Origin of the sequence: Winogradskyella sp. SYSU M77433 (assembly GCF_029911945.1) — a bacterium.
Taxonomy (GTDB): Bacteria; Bacteroidota; Bacteroidia; order Flavobacteriales; family Flavobacteriaceae; genus Winogradskyella.
This window is the reverse complement of sequence record NZ_JARYTG010000003.1, coordinates 515,237-537,068: the sequence shown is the minus strand read 5'-3', so window position 1 is coordinate 537,068 and position 21,832 is coordinate 515,237. Positions and strand designations below refer to the sequence as shown.

Genomic DNA, 21,832 nt, shown 5'->3' with positions numbered 1-21,832 from the left:
ATGAAAGGTAAAATAGTTAAAATAAATTCCAGATTTGGTTTCATAACAAATGAAGATGGTGTAAACGCATTCTATCTTCATAAAAACTACACACAATTTAAAATAGGTGATAATGTCAATTTTGAAATAAAAGAGGAGAAAGTAAAAGGAGCTGATCAAACCTTTAATAGGGCAATTAATTTGAAATTAATTGACGCGCCTAAACCTAATCTTATTAGGTTAAATAAAATATTGAGGGAATTAGATATTTCATTAAATACAGCTGTTGATTTTTTTTCAGAAAAAGGAATAATTATTGAAAAAAGACCCACTACGAAAATATCAATGGCAAATGCTGAAAAGATTGTTGAACATTTCATAAAGAAAAGGCTTTCAAATAATTCTAAAAGTAATGAAGATCACTTCATTATTGAATTAGGTAAAGAAATTGAAGTCAATATAATTAATATAGTTTACCCATCATTAATTATTGTTGATTTCTTTAATAATCAAAAAGCAATTCTTCCTCTTCAGAATTTATCTTGGAATATTTTTCAGTCTCAAAAGATTTTTTCTACCCTCAAAGTTGGATCTAGATTAAAGGTTGTTGTTCTTGAAAATGAACTGGGTAAGAATGTAATAGTAAGTAAAAAGCATCTTTATAACCGACCTAGTGAAAAAAATAACTGGAATAAATATAAAGTTGGAGAAAAGTTAAATGGAACCATTGAGGAAATATTGGTTAACAAGCTTGTAGTTTCAATTAACTCACACCTTTATGGTATTATAAATATTTCAAATGATCAAAAGTCTCTCTATAAAATTGGAGATTCATTAAACCTTATTTTAAATGGTAGAGATGAATTAAATCAGTTTTTAAAATTAGGGATTCAAGAAGATGTAGATTTAGATGATGAAGTAGAAACTGTTCAAGAGGATTATCAAACCCAAGATGAAGATTTAAAGTCATCACAAGCGTTCAAAAAATCAATTTATTATACTGTTGCAAACAAAGAAGATAGAGAAAGTGTTTTAAGATGGTTTGAAGAAGACAATAAGTTATTTTCAAGTGCTATTACACTTGAAACAATGTTGTTTTTAAATTTTGGGATAAATACAAAAGCATGGGATAATGATTTTAAGAATGCGTTATTACCCTATTTAGGTACTAATAAAACAGAAAAAGATGGTCTAGAGTTTTTAAGTAATCAAAAATATTGGGTTCGCACAAATACAAGGGTTGACAATAACGAAGGTGAAATAATACATGATTGGGTTTTATTTAACGAGAAAATATATGTTTCTGGGCGTGTTTTTGTCGAGGAACAAGATTATAATTTTGTGATTTTTAGCCTATCATTAGAAAGAACAAAAAAGTGGCATTCATTAGATAAAACAAATAATCTAAATGCAGGAACATTTCTGTTAAATAGTAAAGTTCGATTCTTATCTGCGACAAGCTCAAGACCTTTAGAATCAAATCAAAAAAATAATTTTTTAAAGATTCAAAGTAAAGTAATGGCATTTCAAACTTTGAATAAATTAAAAAAGGAATCAGGTGCTATTTTAAGAGATGAAGGGCTTTCCATTTCTATTTTTGATAAGTTTTTAGAATATCAGGAAGATAATGAAAGAAAGGGGAACGAAAAGTCTCGAATCCCTGTAAATAGTTATGAGGTTATACCAAATACAATTACTGAAACTGCTATTGAAATAAAGCTGGATTTAGATGATTTGTTTGGTGGTAACGGTGATGAAAACCAGATGGTGGCAATTAGAACGGAAGAATTGTCTCATAAAGAAAACAAGGATAAAGAATTTGTTATTTTCTGTGATGCGATAGTTGAAGCCACCAATGAAAAAACTAAACTACACTTAAAAAACTTAAATAAACCTTTAGATATTTTAGATGATGGCTTCTTTATAGAACCAAAGGTTTCACTTCGTCAATATCAAGTGCAAAGAGAAGTTATCAAAGACTTTTTTGACAAAAAATTAAAGTTAGACCATATTGAATCATTATTGGTTAGACCAGAAAAAATAAAGCCACCTGAAGAAACCAATTTGACCTATATTAATAAACTTCTAGAGGAAACAGAGAAGAAACAACCTAATAATAATCAAGTCAGGGCAGTTAAGAAGGCAGTAGGAAATAATAATGTGTTTTTAATTCAGGGACCACCAGGAACGGGAAAAACTACTGTAATAGCAGAGGTGGTAGAGCAATTAATTACCAAGGGAGAAAAAATACTTGTTGCAAGTCAAACTCATATAGCGGTTGATAATGTCCTTGAAAAAGTAGCACGAAATAAATCGCTAACATGTGTGAGACTTGGGAATGCACAAAGAATTAAAGAGGATTTAAGACAATATCAAATTGATAATCTAATTGAAGCTTATTCTGAAGATTTTGAAAAATTAATTACCACTAACATTAATCAATTAGATTATGTATTATCTAACGAAAAAGATGTTGACTTTAGTACATTAAGGCCTGCCCTTAAAGGTATTATAATTGAAAACAGTGCAGATTATAGAGAAAATTTTAAGGAGGTATTAATCAATAAAAATTATGAATTTTTAGAGATGCTGTCGAAAACATCATTCTCAAATGTAAATAAGTTGAAAGACTTATTAATTGAATGGAAGAATAACTTATCTCATGAAAAAGAGATATTAATTAAGCCTCTTTTATATAAATCCATTGACGTAGCATTTGCCACTTGTATTGGTGTTAGAACAGACAGAGAGTTGAATGAATACAATTTAAAATTTGATACTGTTATAATTGATGAAGCAGGTAAAGCTAATATTTCAGAAACATTAGCAGCTATATCGATGGCTAAAAAAGTAATTCTTGTAGGAGACCAAATGCAATTGCCACCATATATAGACGGAAGTTTACTTGATGAGAATGAAGCAACAAGTTTTCCCAAATCTAAATACGGCAAGAATTTTTTAAAAGAAGATATTCAGCATGCATTAAAAACTTCTTTTTTCGAATTTCTCGTAAAGAGAATTGCAAACAAACAGTTTCCGGAAGAAAATAAAGAGCTATTAAACTATCAACATAGAATGCATCCACACATTGGAGAATTTATCTCGGATTCTTTTTATGAAGGAAAGGTCAAAATGGGAGAACATACGTATAAAAATCGTTTACAACTGTCAAGTCCTTTCGAAAAAGAAGTGGTATTCATTAATACATCAAGTGCGCAAAACCCTTATGAAAGTTCTGACGACTATTCCACTAAAAACAATTCTGAAGCCTATTGCATAAGTAAATTGGTTATACCTAAACTTATTGAATCAGGTCTCGCACCAAATGACTTCGCGGTAGTAGCCCCATACAAATCACAAGTAAAACATATTAAAAAATCTCTTCAAGGCCATAATAATTCTCATTTAATTGAAGTGTCCACATTAGACTCTTTTCAAGGTATGGAGTTTGATGTAATTGTTTTCAGTTTTACGAGAGCGGCATCACCAGATCAAAGAAACAAAAAGGTTGGCTTTTTAGATGATGCAAGAAGATTAAATGTCGCATTTTCAAGAGCGAAAAAGAAATTAATTCTAGTAGGTAATTCAGAGACGCTAACTGACCCTCGTAGCCACTACGACACGTTATTTAATTATACAGGCCTTTTCTCAAGATTAGTGGATTTAAGTAAAAATGATAGTATTGGCAATTTTGTCAATCTCACAGACTTTAAAGACTTAAAATCTAATTTTCAATTGTTGGAATCAAAATTAAAAGTTGGAGTTCCTTATAATTGTAAGTTAAAGCTGTCTTTTGATAAGTTCAATTATACTGGACATATTTTTTATATAAATGAAGGATTAGAAGGGATGTTTAGAGATGATAACAAAAGTTTTGTATTTGATAAAGAAACTGAATATCCAATGTATATTTCAGCTATTGATCGTCAAAAAGAGCATATTTATCTTTCACCAAACAAACCATTATTTTCAAAGAAGAACAATTCTGATGATTCAAAAAGAGATGGTCAATACGAATTAAAGCTTAAAAAATTACAGTTTTTCAAATCTATAAGCTTGGGTGATATTATTGATGTAAAGTATAAAACAAAAATTGACATAGGTCATTTTTTTGAAATCGAAAAGGGGTTTGATGGTTTCTTATATGATCCAAAAATGAACTATAAAAAGTTTATAAAAGGACGTAATTATAAAATGATGATTTCCAAAATTCAGGTATCAAAAGGAAGAGTAAATTTATCAATTCCAAATAGAAAAAATGGCATTATTTAATTTAGATATAGAAAGGTATTATCAAGCCAAAAATGAAGAAGGATTTGAATTAAAATCAATTGCTTACTTACAATATCCAATCTATTGTATTCATGCAACAATACTGGATAGCACACCAGATCCATTAGAAAAATTAGATAAGGCTATTATTAAATGTATTCTTTTAAATAATGAAATGTCCATTCTTGATATAGCCCAATTTTTAAGTGTTCAAAAAAGAGGTGTTGAGTTGAGGGTTGAGCAAATGAAATCTGAAGGTTTGATTAAAGGTGAGAATCGTTTAAATGTTACAGAGCTTGGAAGGGATATATTAATTTTTTCCAAAGAAAAACGGCTTCAAAAGCGTCAACATAATTTTTACTTGGATGGGGTTGACTTTAAGCCATTAAGTAGCGAGCTATATTCTGCAAAATATCTTAAATCCTTTTTTAATGAAAATGAGTTTACATATTATACAAATTCAAGAGGGGTAACGAAATCATATAAACCGTTTAAACCAAATATTGTTCACGAACCTTTGATAAAAGAAAAAGTTCTTGAGAATATATTTAATATTCCCATAAATGAAAGAGAGTCTTGGGCAATACCATTAGGACTTGAAGAGATAGAAACGATTGACTTTACTAAAATGTCAATGCCTGTTTTAGTAGGGTTATTAAAGAAAGAGAATAAGCTATTTAGAGAGCTTTTGGATCCATTAAATGTTACCGGCGATTCCACTAAAATTAATTCAATTGAATCAAAAATCTATGACAAGATCCAGAAAATTGAATTGAGAATTAATACATGGATTTATGATGAAAAGGAAAACTTCTCATTTGCATCCAATTGGACTGAAATTGATAAAGAGATAGAAGGTGAGAGGCTGCAATTTGTTACAAATGAAGATTTAAAAAAAGCTTTAAAAGAAATTTATTTTATTGAAACATTATCAGATGTCAATATAATTAATACAGATTTTGAAATAGGATTAAATGTGACAGAAGAACTCATTCATAATATAAAATCTAATAGGAGAGAATTTCTTGGAAATTTATTGAGAACTAGGGATGCGTTTATTGATTTCTCAACTAGTCAAGGAATTTGGGTTGTTTTTATAAAATTCATTACTGAATCTGAATTTGTTAAAGCTTTAATGGAAATATTTTATGTATTAAAAACAGCAAAAACTAAAGGGTTGAAAGATGATGATGTTATTCAGAAATTATTGGGATATGACATTTACCGTAAAGCGCTTATTTTTTTAGAAGAGTTTGAACTACTTGAAAAAATCGATATCAAACAACACATGCACATAGAAGAATTGGTCAATGAATAATATAAATACGATAAATGATAAAGGGCACTTCAAAGGAGGTTACTTTGTTCTCAATGAAAACAGAAATAATAACCCTTGGTTAGAGCGAGATGATTTTTTTATCACCTTGCCTAATCAAAATTCAATAAAAAGGCAAGTCATTGAGTTAATAAGAAACTCAAAGTCTTCTATAAAACTATGTTCATTTATCATTACTGATAATGAAATTTATACAGAACTAGAAAATGTTTTAAAAAGAACTAATGTCGCTGTTTTTATTTTAACTCAATTAGATGAATCAAAGTTTTCTACATCATTACTATCAGAAGAGGAAATGATAGAAAATTTCAATCAAGTCCATCTTGACATAGTCAAAAAATTATACTCAAATGGTGCTCATGTAAGAGCTACAAGAACAGCTCATGCCAAGTTTTTGATTTCAGATAGGGAAAAAGGGTTGCTAACAAGTGCCAACATGACTACACCTTCCTTAACTAATAATCCAGAAACAGGAGTTTTCATTGAGAATACAAGTGCTTTAAGTCATTTAGATAACCTTTTTGATGAAATTTTTCAAAATGGTACTGAATACACAAGATTCATCACAGCTAATTCTAATAAACAATTTATTGTTTCCCGTAATCAAAATATTTCAGAAAAGGCAAAAGCATTAAAATCCGAAACAAAATTAAAATTTACCTTCGAAGACCATCAACAATCTTTATATGAGGAAATAGTCAAAATTATAGAAAATAGTTCTGGGGATGTTTATTTATCTACTTATAGTATTGTTGGACTCAATGTATTACCAGAATTCATAAATGCCGTTAAATCGATAATAAAAAAGGGAAATGTAGTTTATATTTTTTCAAGGGGAATGAATTATAGGTCAGATCATATAGAAGGATGTACATTGTTAGCGAATTTAGGCTGTAAAATTTATGGAGATGTGTATAACCATTCCAAAGGGATTCTTACACCAGAAAAGAGTATGATTTTTACAGCAAATATAGATGGTAAGCATGGTCTTAAAAATGGATTTGAAGTCGGTTTAGTTTTAGAGAAAAATCAAAAGGTAAATGTCCAGGCATTTATTGAATGGCAAATAGCTACTGCGCCTTATGTTTTCAATATATCGCCTCTTAAAAGTATGTACTTTGATTATTACGCATACCATTGTGAATTAAAAGAAATTAAGCCTAAACAATTACCAGAAGATATAACAATTAAGATACATAAATCAAATAGTGAACTAATAAATTTACTTAATGAATTACCTGCTTATTATAAGATAAAAAACAATAAGATTTCTCAAATTCAAGTTAGTAAATATTTTTATGAAGCTGATTTTGAGGGTAGTATTTTAACTATTGGTAATCAACTTAATAAGATGGAATATAATTTGGAATCATATCTTCTTAAATTTCGAAGCGCTAAAATAATATTAGAATAAAATGGAATCTAATTTAAAATATACAGATGAGTGGTTAGCTTTAGCTAAACATGGAAACTTTCAATTAGCTGAAAAGCTTTATTTTGATAAATTATTTCCAGAAATAATTAAGAATTTTCAAAATAAATATGAAGACCTATTCAATGAAGAAGAGGTTTTAATTTCTATGTTAGGCTTCTCACCAGAACCTATAATTCTTACAGCCAATACAATTCGGCCAATTAAACATTATGTTATTACAACAGAACACAAAGAAGAAGTAATTAATCGTGTTGAAGAGTTTGTAGAAAATGAATTTAATTTGATTACTATTTCGGATACAAGTTTTAATACGATATACAAATCCTTGAAAGAAATATTGTATGAAATTGAATCACAAAAAATTACAATTGATATTACAGGTGGAAAAAAATCAATGGTGGCAGCTGCATCTATTTTTGGTAAAGATTATAGATGTAAAATTACTTATGTTGATTTTGAGGGTTATATAAAGGAATTAAGAAAACCATTGCCTGGGACTGAAGTTTTAAATATTGTTTATAATCCAGATATTAACCAACCAGAATTATTTATAAAATAATGACACATCAAATAACGCTTTTAGGTGGTCAGATTTTACCTGTATACATAGGCGTATTGGAAAGAAATCCAGATACAGTCCATATTCTATATACAAAGGAATCGGTAAGATTAAAAAATAGATTAGAAAAAAACCTTTCCAGCTATAAATCCATTAGCTATCAAGTAGATCCATATAATTATAAATCAATTGAGGAAACTGTAACAAATATTATTTGCGACAATGAAGGTGCAACATTTGAGTTAAATTTAACAAGTGGTACAAAACTTATGGCTTTAGCTAGTCAAGAGGTTTTTAAAACTTTGGAGTGTTTTAGTTTTTATATTGATCAAAACCAAAACTTAATAGATATATCTAGTGGTACACAAACTAAATTACAAAAGAATATATCAACAAAAAATTTCCTTCAACTTTCAAATCATAATACATTTTCATCCATATCTTTAAAGGATTTCTCAAATGAAGATTTAAAATTAGCAAATCAAATATTAGAGTTAAGGAAAAGTAAGTCTGGTATTTCAGAATTATTTAAGCTATTGAGGGCACTAGATGTTAAAAGTGAGCGTAAAAGCTTTACTCATAAAAACAAAAAGTTTAGTATTGATTGGAACGGTATTCATCTAAAGGTTTCTGCACCTAAATTTAATATAGAATCGAAAGGTGCAAATGCCTTTAAAATATTATTATCAGGTCTTTGGTGGGAGCTAATTGTGGCATCTGCGATATCTTCATGGAAATCGGCAAGAGAGGTTCACATGAGTTTAGCAATTAAATCCAATGCTGATAGCAAGTTAGACAAGAATGAAATAGATATATTAATTAATACAGGTCAAAAAATCTTATTTATCGAATGTAAATCTGGTAAGGTCACACAATCTGATATTAATAAAATGAGAGCAATTGGTAAGTTTTATGGAGGAATAAGCTCTAAATCAATACTTGTATCATATTACAAACCTCAAGCGCATTTAATTGAGAAATGTCAAGACTTTGGAATTGAAGTTTTTTATTTAGAAGAATTCAATAAGAAACACGTTAAACTTAATTCAATTTCAAAAAAGTTAGATTACATGTTATCAAAATTGGAGATATAATAAACTAATTTAAACGTGTTGTATTCTAAAATAGTAATAAAAAGCTTAACGGTAGCTGTACTTCAAAACAAACCAAAAATCTTCCTATATCATTTATTAGCCAATAACATAGAGACAACCTTTCCTAATAAATTAAATTTTTATAAGTTCTTTACCCATATGCTTAAATGTGCTTATAAAACATCTAAAGGGAAGTTGCATTTAAAAATTGAAAATCCAGCATGGGAAGACGAGGGTTACAAGCATTACTGTTTCTACGATAATTATCATAAGTATAGCCGAATCTATATAAAAATAAAGGAATCAAATGGAAAGCTCTATTTTGATATGTTACCATTTTAATATTAGATAGATACAGTGAAAAGCAAAAGGAACTGGTAAGCCCACACTTCAAGCACTTGCACTCTCGTTTGTTCCGTTGCACTACACGCCCTCAAATACAAGAGCTTTACGTTCCCCGCAGTACAAGCTAAAATTTATCAATTTCAGCCTGTACTTTTTTGCCTTTGCGCTCAATCTCGTTAGAGCAGGTAATAAGGTGTTCGTCAGTTGTTCCATTTTGTTCCATAAAGCATAATCACAAATGCGTTGCATTGGTGTTTACCATACATAGTACTACTGCGGTGACACATCCTCGTTAGCACTATGTATTTGCTTTACTTCACACACTACACAACTTCCTCACCCGCAGCTACTCTTGCACCCTTACCAGCGAAAGCAGGTACCCAATATGGAGCCTGCATAAGCAGGCGAAATATTAAAAGGGTACAACCGCTGCTTCATAATTTGGCTCGCCTGCTGTTCGCTTCGGGCAAAACCCACAGGTGGTATGAGAGCGTCGTAATGAGCAATGTAAAACACAAAAAAATAAATCATATTGAAGTTTGAGCATAAAAAGACCGTATGTGATGACTTCAATATGAAGCGTAGCGTTTTATTTTGAAGTGGTTTCATTTCGGAATAGATGGGCTTATGCCACCTGTGGGTTCACGGGTGTCACAGTTTTTGAAGGCAGCCATTTTGCATATACAATAACCGCTTCAAGAAATTTGAAATTTCCAAATACTTATAAAACTGCTTTAATAACTGATTAAATAGTCTTTTAAATCCAAAAGCGGATTATTCTATATTGCAAACGCACAGCAAGAGTAACGCATTCAGTCAGCTATTTCAGCCAATACACAACCCATTTTTAAATTGGCAATTGCTCGTTAGAAAAAATCAAAATCCTCAATTTCCTTAATCTACTTAAGTCCTTATAAATTAAATATTGATAATCACTCACAATTGCTAAAATTTAAAAACGGTAGCCATCCTTCAATAGCTTCATTCAATTGTTACACTTGCTTTCCCACGCTACACCCAAGCTAAATCCAACGGCATCAAAAACCTGCGCCACCCTTGCGTTTTCAACGTAGGCGTGGTAGCCCTATCGGGCTATTTTCCCACACCACCCTTGCTCAACTCGCTGGCGGCTCGCTATTATGGCTATCGCCATACGCTGCGCGATTACCTGCTTATAAAAACCTGTAAATCAAAAACCTCTTAAGGAATTTATTTTTAAAATCCTTTACATTATTTAAAAAAAACGTTTTGATATAAATCAAGTTTTTTCTTAAAAAAGTTTGTTATACATTTAATTCAATCCGTTAAAAATCAATTCACTAATAATGAAAGTAAATAATCCTTCAAAGGCTTTTTTAGGCCATATTTTTGTTGAGTATACAGGAAATAATATTGTGCTTTTAAACTCTAATAATGACAAGTTTTTTCAAAATGTAAACATTTTTGATTACCTGACTGATAGAAGAGGAGGGCATATCAATAAGTGTTTTAAAGTAGAGGTGTTGGGAGCTAAATATATTGTAGAATTTGAGAATATGTCAGTCTATAAGTTTGATGAACAAGCAAATAATTACGCTATAGATGATTTGTCTTGTTTAATGGAATATACAACGTTTACCAACAGAAACGTATTTATGGTTTCAGGAAAATTACTCTTATACAATGAAATTAACGAGAATGATGGTAGAAATGAAACCTTTAGTTTCAACATCATATTAGATAACAAAGAAGAAATTACTAATCTATTTAAATGATATTTTATGATTTTAAGAAAAACTAATCCTGCCATGAACGAAAATGAATATTTAAATAGAATTTCAGATTCTAACGCTAACTTTTTAAATACCCTAATTGAAAACAATTTTGTTTTACCTAATGAAACCCCAGTTGAAATACATCCCTATAAAAATGATCTTCCTTTAGAAAATTTTGATAATTATATCATAGGAACATTTCCGCCAATTAGTTACTTGAATGATAATATCTTATTAAATAATGAAGGCCTAAACACATTACACTATCCCAATGGAAGACTATTGTCAGCACCAGGTATTCCATTTTATCATGGCAATACAAGAGATATAAGTCTTTGGCAATATATCCTGGATGAAAACTTGTTTAATCATGTCTTTGAAGAACTCAATAGGTTAGCTGCAAAAGATTTTCTAATAAACTATCTACAGGATAACCGTATAAACTATTCAGACATTATTTATTCAACCAAAAGAAAAAAATACTCACCAAGTGATTCATGTCTAGGAGATATTGTTATAAACGACGATTTGTTGAAGCACATTTTAACAAATAATAATGTTACTAGGCTATTGTTTAATACCGCAAGCGCATTTAGTAAATCCGGGATTAAAATACATCAGAATAATGGAGAGAGAAGTATTGTTGGAAGGGTAAACGTAAACAATACAGCCAACTCATTTGACCTATTTTTTAGAGCCTTACAGGATAGGAATTGTACAATTGAATTTAGAGTTGAAAATGATAATTGGATAGAGGTTAATGTTAATAATAGAGCTGAATTATCAAACACATTCTCATCTAAAATTATATTTAAAGCTAAAATAGTTATACCTGCACGTAATGATTTCTTTAATAATGAACAAGAAATCACAAAAGAGATTTATGTTGTAACCCCCTTTAGTCCAGCTGCTAGGGGAAGGGTGAATTCTAATCCAGTTATACAAAATTGGCGTCAACAAAATAATAATCAAGATAGAAGTGTACTTCTTAAATTAATTTACCAATCCTTTTTAAGGTTTAATCAAGAAGATCTAACATTCTTACATGGTTTAAATGTCGAATAAAAAAGATTGCAAAGATAGATGGCTTCCTTCATCCAACGCTTATCATACTATAAAGTTCAAGCCCTTCGGGTTTTGAAAAAAATCTTGCCCCTTTGGTCAGGCGCAAATTTCAAAACCCTTTCCATCAGCAATATTTTTTCCAAAAAACTTGACAGTATGTCAACGCCATCAAAGAAACGGCTTTCTTTTTTCTCTTTTTCTTTGTAAAAAAAATATTCATTTTTTTATTTCTGATGCAAAGGGAAGCAATCTAAAGCAACAAAATCCATATCTAATGAATAGCATAAAAGTTGCCATATATTTCAACGGAAGGTACAACTTCGTGTCAAGTCCGTACCAAGTCCGAAGAAAAGTAAGTTTCATTTAAATTATTTATGTTATGGGTAAAATTGCTCAAGGAATTTTAGGAGGGCTTTCCGGTAAGGTTGGAAACATTATCGGTGGAAGCTGGAAAGGAATTGACTACATCAGAATTAAACCTTCAAGTGTAGCCAATCCAAGAACTGTAGGTCAGGTAAACCAAAGAAACAAGTTTACTGTGACTTTAGAATTTATTCAAGCTGTTAAACCATTTATCCAAAAAGGGTATAAGTTTTTAGCAGTGAAGAAAACAGCATTTAATGCTGCGATGTCTTATGTGTTGAATAATGCCATCACAGGGGTCGAACCAGACTTTGAGGTGGATTATGCAACCGCATTAGTAAGTAGGGGAGGTTTATCAGCTGCTTTGAACCCTTCTACAGATCTTGCAACAGCTGGTGAGGTAACTTTTAACTGGGATGATAACTCTGCTGAAGGTAATGCCAACGCTACCGATAAAGCAATGTTATTGGTTTACAATCCATCAAAGAAAGAATCTATTTCTTTAACAGATGGAGCAGACAGAACAGTAGGGACCCAAATTGTTGCAATTCCAACAACCTACGCAGGAGATACTGTAGAGCTATTTATGGCATTTATAACTGCCGATGGTAGCCAAGTATCAAACAGTACTTATTTAGGCTCTGGGATAGCCAATTAATAGCTTGGTGCTTTTATTTGAAAACCGCTCAAATCGAGCGGTTTTTTTATGCTATATTCGTAAATAAATTTATTAATGACTGCTCTTGTTTTACTCTTTTTATGCATTTTTTGTATCCTATTTGTTGCCCAAATGCTGTAACTATAGTAAAATCAAGGATAATTACATATTGTATCGGAAAATAGATTTTAGGATATGACTGTATTAGTTTTTAATTTTAAAAAATTAATAAAAGAGTTATGCCATTTGTTTCTTCATCAATTTATATAAAAGCAATTGAATTAGCATTAAAGGAAGGATTGCCGTCAAAATTACTTGGACGTCATTATCCTTTAAATAAAGGTAATACATATGTGCCAATGGCTTCGCTTTTAGAAGTATATGAAATTGCTGAAGAACACTTATCACCAAATTTTGGGTTACGACAAGGAAAACAACTAAACTCTAATGATTATGGTACATTGGGTTTGTCTTGGAAAACCTGCTTAGAAGCTTCAGATGTATTACGAAATGTTAAACGTTATATGGTTTTAGTAACTAATGATGGAACTATTGATATACATGAGAATGCATCAACAATAACACTAACTTTAGACCGTGATATTTATAGAAAAGGCATTAAAACAACTATTGAAGCTCCTTTTGTAATGCTTCTTGAAGTTATTAAGGAAGTAACAGGAAGACAAGTAAAACCTATTAAGGTTTGTTTTAAACATAGCATTTCTGTCTTAGAAGATTTTACAGACTATTTTAGATGTCCTGTATATTCAAATGCTGAAGAAAATTCCATAACGTTTGATGCAGAAACACTTAAAATGACAACACTTAAAGCAGACCGATTTATCCATGATTTCTTAACTCAGCGAATGGATGAAGAAAAGAAAGAGTTGTCTCAAAAAGAAGATGAACTTACAGAAGAGATTAATAAAATTCTTAAGGAATCTATGGCTAGTGGTATTCCAAGTTTAACTCAAATAGGCGATTACTTAGGAATTAGTGGTCGAACACTAAGAAGAAGGCTTTCTGATCGGGATTTAACTTTTAGAGATTTAGTTCAAAAGAATCGAAAGGAAACAGCAATAAGTCTGTTGTCTAATTCCTCACAGTCCATTGGGGAAATAGCGTTTTTAACTGGTTTTTCTGAACAAAGTGCTTTCAATAGAGCGTTTAAAAAATGGACTGGTCAAACTCCCAATGACTACAGAAAATCCTTGTAGTAATCTACTGTCCTTATATGTCAAATCTATGGCGCAATAGGTCAAAATATCAAGAATATTACTTCTGATATTTGCCATAGATTAAAAACACTCACTGTAACAATAAGCTGTTTGATTCGTGTTTTTTATCTAAACATAAAACATCAATCATGAAAAACACAGTATTATTAATTTCACTATTATTCCCAGTTTTAATATTTGCACAAACAAGCAGTCAACAGAAAAAAGTCTTGATGGTAGTTAGTAGCTACGGAAAAGATAAGGGAGCTGAAAGACCAGGCTATGAATTTGACGAATTTTCACAAGCCTATTTAGTATTTAAAAACAATAATTTATTAGTAGATGTGGCTAGTCCTAAAGGCGGAAAAGTTGAGCCTGATCAATACAATAAAGAAAAACTTTACAACCAAAATCTTTTAGAAAATCAAGAAGCATTAGACCTATTGGATAACACAAGACCTACGGCTAGTATTAATGCAAATGAATACGATGCTATTTACATTGTAGGAGGAAAAGGTGCCATGTTTGATTTACCTTTTGACCCATCACTTCAAGATATTATATTAAATCTCTATAAAAGAGAAAACACAGTAATAGCTTCAGTTTGTCATGGACCAGCTGTATTTGCTAATGTTAAAAATAATGATGAGTACATTATTAACGGTATAGAGTTAACAGGTTTTAGTAATGTAGAAGAAGAACTTTTTGGTAAAAAGTGGGTTAAAGAGTTTCCATTTAGTTTAGAGACTAAATTAAAATCTAGAGGTGCTCAATTTCTTCAGACAGACTTTATGCTATCTAAAGTGGTTGTTTCTAAAAATTTTGTTACCGGACAAAATCCTTTTTCAACCGCAAAATCTGCAGAAGCAGTAGTACAATCTTTGGGCTTAAAACCTGTAGAGAGAGAATTGTATACCGATGAAAACAGTGTTCTTCTAATACAGGAAATTCTAGATGAAACTATCACTATTCAAAAAGCCGAAGACTTATTGGCTAAGGATACAAGTATTTACGACATGCCGCTAATGGCAGTATACGGATACTATAAAATTTTAGCGTCTAAGGATAATATGGATAGTTTGATAAAAGGTACAAAACTTATTGAGTTAACTTCACCTTACTTTTTTAATGAAAACCTTCAACTTTTACTGGCGAAGACTTACCTCTCTTTAGATGAAAAAGGAAAGGCAAGAGGTATTGCAAAGGATTTAATATCAAAAAAATTGCTTGTAGAACAATCTGAAGCTCTACTGAAAGAATTGAATTCTGGTATAGAAGATTAATGTCCTCAATTGTCAATTGTTTGGGATTTACAGTCAACAATTAGTACTCCCTGTTATAGAAATTTGTCTTATTAAAAAACCAAAAGTTATGGAAAGCAATCGTTCGTTTGCCAGTTTAAAGTTAATACGTATTATTGGTTTGTTTTACTTGTTTGTAATTATATGTGCAGGCTTTAGTCAAGGTTATGTTAGGGGCACTTTAGTTGTGCCGGGAGACGCCGTTGCAACTGCAGATAATATTTTGCAAAACAAAGCTCTATTTCAACTTGGCTTAACTACAGATCTTATTGCATTTCTTTTTGATTTAGTTATCTCTATATTATTATATAAAATTTTTAAACCTTTTCATAAAGGTCTGGCATTACTTAGTGCTGGTTTTAGACTGATAGCTCATCCAGCAATAGCAAGCATCAATCTGCTAAATCACTATATGGCAATGAAGGTATTAGATACTAATGCCTTTGCAGGTTCTTTTAGTATCGAGCAGGTTCAGGAAATGAGTAGTCTGTTAATGGAAGCTCATCATTATGGATACCTCATAGCAGGAGGTTTTTTTGGTGTCCACTGTATATTATTTGGTGTGCTTATTTATAAATCTAACGTTTTTCCAAAATTGTTTGGAGGTCTATTGTTAGGTTCAGGTGCAGGATATCTTATAGAAACATTCGGAAACTTTAATTTTCCCGGATACGAAAACCAAACAGCTCTAATTGTTGGTATAGCCGCAGCCATTGGCGAAATTGGAATTACAATTTATATGCTAACAAAAGGCGCAACTAGTTCTTATAAACGTTTAAAAGAGTTAACGCGATGAAGAAACTTATTTTAACAGTAGCGATCTTTTTGGTTTTAGGATTCTTGCAAGGTAGGTTATATGGACAGGTAGCTAATAAGATTGATTTAACTGAAGATGGTCAACTTTTGGGTTTGGGCACTCAGCATATTCTCAAATCAATCATTTTAGAAGAAGAACGACCAATTATTGTTTCATTACCAATTGGGTATAACAATTCTAAAGCTAATTACCCTGTGCTTTATGTATTAGATGGACTACAGAATATAAAACATACGGTTGGAACTGTAGAACTTTTAACGGAATCAGGACTAATTCCACCTTTAATTGTAGTAGGTATCGAAAGTTTAGATAGAACAAGGGATTTAACACCATCTAATGCTGGACAGAATGTTCATGGTGGTACAGGCAATTCTGGAATACCACAAAGTGGAGGAGCATCAAAATTTCTTGATTTTCTTAGAAATGAGCTGATTCCTTTTGTTGAGACCAATTATAGAACACATCCTTATCGAATATTGGAAGGACATTCACTAGGAGGTCTATTTGGTGTTTATGCACTTATGGAAAGCAAAGATCTTTTTGATGCGTTTATAGTTGAAGCACCAGCACTTTGGTGGAATAAGGAAGAAATGACGGAAAAAGCAAAAACCTTTTTTAAATCTCATGATACCCTAAATAAAACAGTCTACTTTGGAATTGGTGGAGGAGATGGTTGGGGAATGCGACAGGAGCTAAAGCGGTATGTTGATGTTGTAAAGCAACACAATCCAAAACAATTTAAATGTCTACATGAAGAGGTTGGAGATGAAGGTCACATGGCATCTCGACTGTTATTGAACTACAATGGTTTAAGGTTTTTATTCTCAGACATAAAAATAAATGAAGACTTGACTAATGATTTTAGTATCTCATCATTTTTAGAATCAGAGCAACGGTTAAAAAACAAATATGGAGAATTGGCACGACGACCAGCTGAAGAGTATTTCAATCTTGTTTCAATCTTGGTTGAAAAAGGCAACGAATTAGGTGCCATTTCGGTACTCAAAAGTGCTTCAGAAGCATATCCTATGTACATTGGGTTATTAACCTATTTGGCAAAGTTATATGAAAAGACAGATCAAAAGGATAAAGCAATTGATACCTATCTACTTGGAGTTGAAGTTTCAAAACAATATAAGCTTGGACAAGAAGATGATTTACTCAAAGCAGTAGACAATTTAAGAAAAACAAATAACTAAATATTAAGTAATGCCACATTTTATAATTGACTGTTCTGAGGGAATCTTAAAACAAAAGTCGCCAGAATATATTATGCAAGTAGTGTACGATACAGCAAAATTAACTAAGCTTTTTGCGCCTGAAGAAATTAAGGTGCGAATCAACCCTTTTCAGCATTACAATACAGGTAATAAGGATGAAGATTTTATCCACATTTTTGCCAATATCATGGAAGGAAGAAATACCAATCAAAAAGCGAATTTATCAAGACAAATTATAAAAGAACTAAAAACAATTTTTCCAGATGTTCTTGTAATTTCTATGAACATAAGGGATTTTGAGAAGGCTACATACTGCAATAAAGCTATGGTATAATTAACTGTCATCAATCAAAAACGAACGTTATGAATCATTTAAAAATTACAAACCTTAACCTTACATACAAGAATGGTTACAACGCTATTAATGGTATTTCATTAAACATTAAAAATGGGATGTTTGGTTTATTAGGACCAAATGGTGCTGGGAAATCATCATTAATGAAAACCATTGTAGGGTTACAAAAGCCATCTTCTGGAACTATAGAATTTAATGATATAGATATCGTTGCGCAAACGGATTATATTAAAAAGAATCTAGGGTTTTTGCCACAAGATTTTGGAGTGTATCCAAAAGTAAATGCTTATGATTTATTAAATCATATCGCCATTTTAAAAGGTATTAACAATAAAACAGAACGTCAAAACCAGATTCAATACTTATTGGAAAAGGTGAATCTATGGCATTTTAAAGATAAAGAGGTGCACACGTTTTCGGGTGGAATGAAACAGCGTTTTGGTGTGGCACAAGCTCTATTAGGTAATCCTAAAATTATCATCGTAGACGAACCAACGGCTGGATTAGACCCTGAAGAGCGTAACCGTTTCAACACACTGCTAAGCGATATCAGTAAAGAAGTTGTTGTGATTTTATCTACTCATTTGGTTGAAGATGTGAAAAACTTGTGTTCTGAAATGACTATAATGAATAGAGGTCGAATTCTTAAAACAGGAAAACCTAAAGAATTAATCAAAGAATTAGAAGGTAAAGTTTGGTCAAAATTTATTGAAAATGATGAATTAGAATGTTACCAAGCAAACCTGAAGGTTATTAGTCAACAACTTATAGAGCGTCAACTTCAAATTACAGTTTTTGCAGGTACTCAGCCTGAAGGGTTTTCAAAAGTTAATCCAATACTGGAGCATGTTTACTTTAACGTGCTTTCTCAAAACAGCTCATTATGAACGCCGTATTTCAGTTTCAACTAAAACATGGTAGTAACCGTTGGGTTTTAGGATTCACAGGTCTAATACTTTTGTTCATAGGATGGTTTTCAGGATACAAATTCAACTTAACTGCTGGCGAAGGAATTTATCTTAATTCACCTTATACCATAGGCTTTATGGTTGCGTTACTGAGCCTTTCAGTCATATTTTTAGCGACATTATTCGCACTAGAAATTCTGTACAAGGAATGGGATGCAAAATTTGATATCATATTGTTCTCTTACCCAATTTCCCTCAAGACGTATTTAATAGGAAAGTTTTCATTTTTTGCTACTAAAACACTATTGTGCTTTTTCCTATTGATGGTTGGTTTTGTAATTGGTCAAAATTTACGTACAGGCAGTGAAATACAACCAGGTTTCAACCTGTGGTCCTATGCGTATCCTTTCTTGATTTTTGGGGCATTGAATTGTTTTTTTGTATGTAGCTTCCTGTTTATGGTTGCCTATACTACGCGAAAAAAATTATTGGTCGTTATCGGTGGGTTATTGCTTTACGTACTATATATGGTGCTTTTAGTGTTTTCTAATTCCCCATTCATGGCTGGTAGCATGCCACAATCTATTGGGGTGCAACAATTATCATCAATTATAGACCCTTTTGGTGTATCTGCTTACTTTTTTGAAGCCAGACATTTTAGTGTATCAGATAAGAATCAGTTCGTTACGCCATTATTAGGATTTTTAGCTTTAAATAGAGCAGTTTATGTGTTGTTATCACTAGTCTTTTTGTGGATTTCTTATCGTTATTATGCGTTTACAAAAACAATAGGCAAAAAGGAATTTAAGCGGAAAAAAATAAAAACACCTGATAAAACTAACATACTACAGAACGTTAAAACACCATTCAATTTTAATAATGCATCAGAAGTCAAAGCCATTCTTTCCTTTGCAAAAGTAGATTTAATATACCTCTTTAAAAGTGTAACGATTGTAGCAGTCTCAATTTTGCTGGTGTTTTTTGTAGGAATGGAAATGTATGCAGAAATTGACAAAGGCATTCGTTTGCCTGAATACTATGCAAGTTCAGGACGTTTAGCCACGTCCATTTCTCAAAGTTTTCATTTGTTGGGAGCTTTAATACTAGTCTATTTTGTTAATGATTTGTACTGGAGAAGCTATGCTGCTAATTTTTACTTAATCGAACAGAGCACATTTTTTTCAAAGGTAAAATTAAAAGGACACCTGATTTCGGTAAGTGTATTAATCCTATTCCTTACAGTATTACTCGTATTATTGGCTTTGATATTTCAAGTAAGTTACGGCTATTTTCATATAGATTGGTTGGCTTATTTAGGTGTTGTTGTTTTCAACGCGATTCCTCTTATGTTATTGACTGCTTTTTTAATAATCATCAACAGCCTTCTAAAACATAAATATGCTGCGCTTGGAATCTCTATTTTGGCTGTAATCGTTCTTACTACACCATTAATAAAAATGGTGTTACCTTATCCTTTACTGCATATCTTTTCTGGATTTAAGGGAGTTTATAGTGATTTAAATGGTTATGGAGTTTACCTTTCAGCGTTTACCTACCGTTTATTTTTTGGAATAGGTTTATTGGGTCTTTTGTGGATGTTGCATTTCTATTTTAAAACAAGAACATGGACAAAATTAAAATTGGGTCTTGTGATTGTCTTTATTGGATTGGGAATTTTTAGTGGTTCTAAATTTATGAAAGGATATATTCCCAACGATGAAGAAACCATAACTACGGAAGCTGCTAGTTATGAAAAAAACTATCGCCATTATCAGAATATAGAGCAGCCAACCATTACTGATGTTGACACTAAAATAGATTTGTATCCCTATGAAAACGCCTATCAAATTGAAGGAACCTATATTCTGGAAAATTTAGCTGATGAACCCATAGAGAAAATATTGCTCAACTTTCATTCAGATTTAAGGATAGATGAAGCGACATTAAGTGTTCGCGGTGAAAAAATTTCAATTGATCAGTTAGTGTCAGAGATTAAGCTGAATAAGCCTTTAATGCCAGGTGAAACAGCGACTCTAGAGTTTAACTTATCGTATAAATGGTATGCTGTTAATGGACATGAATCTTTTAATGCCATCGTTGATAATGGTTCATTTATGAGGATTAGCAATTACTATCCAACTCTAGGTTATCAGTCTGATAAAGAGTTAGAAGACGCACAAAAACGCAAGGAATATGGTTTAGGAGATCCAACAGCATTAAAACCATTAGAGATGCCAGAAGTATTTAAACATGACTTTATTAATCTAAACTTGGTTGTGTCTACGGAAGTTGGACAAATGCCAATTGGTATAGGAAATCTAAAAAAGTCTTGGACAGAAAACGATAGGGCATACAGTCATTATAAAACTAATACCCTTCCATTCCGGTTTGCTGTAGCATCTTCAAAATATCAAAAGAAATCTATAACTCATAGAGGCATCAATATTGAAGTTTTATATGATGAAAAGCATCCAGAGAATGTAGATCGATTATTAAACAATGTGATGTTGAGTTTAGATTATTGTGTCGATAATTTTGGTGCTTACCCATTCGAAAAAATGAGCTTTGTTGAAGTTTCAGCTTTTACAAGTGGATTTGCGGCTACAGCGTATCCAGCCACCATTTTTATGACCGAAAACATGATCTTCCATACTAATATAGATAGTGACCCAAGCAAAGATGTTATAAATGAACTGGCAGGTCATGAACTGTCTCATATTTGGTGGGGAAATAGTTTAATTAATCCTGATGAAAGAGAAGGTGCGTCCATGCTTACGGAATCTTTGGCCATGTATACCGAAATGATGATTTATAAAAAGATGTATGGAACGGAACGTATGATGGAACGCGTTAAAATACACGAGCAGATTTATGATAATGAAAAAGGCCTTTATGGAAATTCACCGTTGTATAAAGTACCATATGGTGCAACACATATAGCTTACTCAAAAGGAGCTATTGCAATGGTAAAACTATCCGAATTAATAGGTGAAGACAAAGTAAATCAAGCACTAAGAGGTTTTTTAACCAATAACAAATACCCAAAAAAACCAACCTCTTTAGACTTACTTGAAGAATTTTACAATGTCGCACCAGATGAGGATACTAAGTCTGAAATCGTCAAACTGTTTAAGGCAATATGACAAAAACTTGA

At 31.6% G+C, this 21,832-nt stretch carries 16 protein-coding genes; all 16 read left to right on the top strand.

The genetic code is table 11. From position 1 onward, the window contains the following. Entirely contained in the window at positions 1-4,251 is a 4,251-nt protein-coding gene (locus tag QGM60_RS08460; protein ID WP_281139803.1) for an AAA domain-containing protein, read from the top strand. Then, positions 4,238-5,569, top strand: coding sequence for a hypothetical protein (locus QGM60_RS08455; RefSeq protein WP_281139802.1), 1,332 nt, complete (start codon positions 4,238-4,240; stop codon positions 5,567-5,569). Before QGM60_RS08460 ends, QGM60_RS08455 begins: the two co-directional genes overlap by 14 nt. Further along, entirely contained in the window at positions 5,562-7,001 is a 1,440-nt protein-coding gene (locus QGM60_RS08450; RefSeq protein ID WP_281139801.1) for a phospholipase D-like domain-containing protein, read from the top strand. The genes QGM60_RS08455 and QGM60_RS08450 overlap by 8 nt, the downstream gene beginning before the upstream one ends. Position 7,002: 1 nt before the next feature. Further along, complete coding sequence (locus QGM60_RS08445; protein ID WP_281139800.1) at positions 7,003-7,581, top strand: hypothetical protein; 579 nt, start codon at positions 7,003-7,005, stop codon at positions 7,579-7,581. Beyond that, positions 7,581-8,675 (top strand): DUF1887 family CARF protein, encoded by a 1,095-nt coding sequence (locus QGM60_RS08440; RefSeq protein ID WP_281139799.1) that lies wholly within the window; start codon positions 7,581-7,583, stop codon positions 8,673-8,675. Before QGM60_RS08445 ends, QGM60_RS08440 begins: the two co-directional genes overlap by 1 nt. A gap of 18 nt (positions 8,676-8,693) precedes the next feature. Further along, a complete protein-coding gene (locus QGM60_RS08435; RefSeq protein ID WP_281139798.1) occupies positions 8,694-9,017 on the top strand; it encodes a hypothetical protein in 324 nt (107 codons plus the stop codon). Between the two features lie 1,328 nt (positions 9,018-10,345). Then, positions 10,346-10,774, top strand: a complete 429-nt coding sequence (locus QGM60_RS08430) for a hypothetical protein (protein ID WP_103052476.1) — start codon at positions 10,346-10,348, stop codon at positions 10,772-10,774. Between the two features lie 6 nt (positions 10,775-10,780). Continuing rightward, positions 10,781-11,839 (top strand): hypothetical protein, encoded by a 1,059-nt coding sequence (locus tag QGM60_RS08425; RefSeq protein WP_281139797.1) that lies wholly within the window; start codon positions 10,781-10,783, stop codon positions 11,837-11,839. 379 nt (positions 11,840-12,218) lie between these two features. Continuing rightward, positions 12,219-12,860 (top strand): DUF6266 family protein, encoded by a 642-nt coding sequence (locus QGM60_RS08420; protein ID WP_103052474.1) that lies wholly within the window; start codon positions 12,219-12,221, stop codon positions 12,858-12,860. A gap of 239 nt (positions 12,861-13,099) precedes the next feature. Then, on the top strand, positions 13,100-14,077 hold the full coding sequence (locus QGM60_RS08415; RefSeq protein ID WP_281139796.1) for an AraC family transcriptional regulator ligand-binding domain-containing protein: 978 nt from the start codon (positions 13,100-13,102) through the stop codon (positions 14,075-14,077). A gap of 149 nt (positions 14,078-14,226) precedes the next feature. Further along, positions 14,227-15,360, top strand: a complete 1,134-nt coding sequence (locus tag QGM60_RS08410; protein ID WP_281139795.1) for a type 1 glutamine amidotransferase domain-containing protein — start codon at positions 14,227-14,229, stop codon at positions 15,358-15,360. An 88-nt stretch (positions 15,361-15,448) separates the two neighbouring features. Further along, positions 15,449-16,174 carry a DUF4386 domain-containing protein gene (locus QGM60_RS08405; RefSeq protein ID WP_281139794.1) on the top strand — a complete coding sequence of 242 codons (726 nt, stop codon included), beginning with the start codon at positions 15,449-15,451 and terminating at the stop codon, positions 16,172-16,174. Further along, complete coding sequence (locus tag QGM60_RS08400; RefSeq protein WP_281139793.1) at positions 16,171-17,394, top strand: alpha/beta hydrolase-fold protein; 1,224 nt, start codon at positions 16,171-16,173, stop codon at positions 17,392-17,394. The genes QGM60_RS08405 and QGM60_RS08400 overlap by 4 nt, the downstream gene beginning before the upstream one ends. Before the next feature lie 10 nt (positions 17,395-17,404). Continuing rightward, complete coding sequence (locus QGM60_RS08395; RefSeq protein WP_281139792.1) at positions 17,405-17,749, top strand: 5-carboxymethyl-2-hydroxymuconate Delta-isomerase; 345 nt, start codon at positions 17,405-17,407, stop codon at positions 17,747-17,749. 29 nt (positions 17,750-17,778) lie between these two features. Continuing rightward, positions 17,779-18,657, top strand: coding sequence for an ABC transporter ATP-binding protein (locus QGM60_RS08390; RefSeq protein ID WP_281139791.1), 879 nt, complete (start codon positions 17,779-17,781; stop codon positions 18,655-18,657). Further along, positions 18,654-21,821: a M1 family aminopeptidase gene (locus QGM60_RS08385; RefSeq protein WP_281139790.1), complete on the top strand. Its 3,168-nt coding sequence runs from the start codon at positions 18,654-18,656 to the stop codon at positions 21,819-21,821. Before QGM60_RS08390 ends, QGM60_RS08385 begins: the two co-directional genes overlap by 4 nt. Positions 21,822-21,832: the final 11 nt, after the last annotated feature.

Bases quoted from the DNA above. Each gene is read 5' to 3' on its own strand.
- QGM60_RS08460 (WP_281139803.1), top strand. From the start codon at position 1: ATGAAAGGTAAAATAGTTAAAATAAATTCCAGATTTGGTTTCATAACA.
- QGM60_RS08455 (WP_281139802.1), top strand. From the start codon at position 4,238: ATGGCATTATTTAATTTAGATATAGAAAGGTATTATCAAGCCAAAAAT.
- QGM60_RS08450 (WP_281139801.1), top strand. From the start codon at position 5,562: ATGAATAATATAAATACGATAAATGATAAAGGGCACTTCAAAGGAGGT.
- QGM60_RS08445 (WP_281139800.1), top strand. From the start codon at position 7,003: ATGGAATCTAATTTAAAATATACAGATGAGTGGTTAGCTTTAGCTAAA.
- QGM60_RS08440 (WP_281139799.1), top strand. From the start codon at position 7,581: ATGACACATCAAATAACGCTTTTAGGTGGTCAGATTTTACCTGTATAC.
- QGM60_RS08430 (WP_103052476.1), top strand. From the start codon at position 10,346: ATGAAAGTAAATAATCCTTCAAAGGCTTTTTTAGGCCATATTTTTGTT.
- QGM60_RS08425 (WP_281139797.1), top strand. From the start codon at position 10,781: ATGATTTTAAGAAAAACTAATCCTGCCATGAACGAAAATGAATATTTA.
- QGM60_RS08420 (WP_103052474.1), top strand. From the start codon at position 12,219: ATGGGTAAAATTGCTCAAGGAATTTTAGGAGGGCTTTCCGGTAAGGTT.
- QGM60_RS08415 (WP_281139796.1), top strand. From the start codon at position 13,100: ATGCCATTTGTTTCTTCATCAATTTATATAAAAGCAATTGAATTAGCA.
- QGM60_RS08410 (WP_281139795.1), top strand. From the start codon at position 14,227: ATGAAAAACACAGTATTATTAATTTCACTATTATTCCCAGTTTTAATA.
- QGM60_RS08405 (WP_281139794.1), top strand. From the start codon at position 15,449: ATGGAAAGCAATCGTTCGTTTGCCAGTTTAAAGTTAATACGTATTATT.
- QGM60_RS08400 (WP_281139793.1), top strand. From the start codon at position 16,171: ATGAAGAAACTTATTTTAACAGTAGCGATCTTTTTGGTTTTAGGATTC.
- QGM60_RS08395 (WP_281139792.1), top strand. From the start codon at position 17,405: ATGCCACATTTTATAATTGACTGTTCTGAGGGAATCTTAAAACAAAAG.
- QGM60_RS08390 (WP_281139791.1), top strand. From the start codon at position 17,779: ATGAATCATTTAAAAATTACAAACCTTAACCTTACATACAAGAATGGT.
- QGM60_RS08385 (WP_281139790.1), top strand. From the start codon at position 18,654: ATGAACGCCGTATTTCAGTTTCAACTAAAACATGGTAGTAACCGTTGG.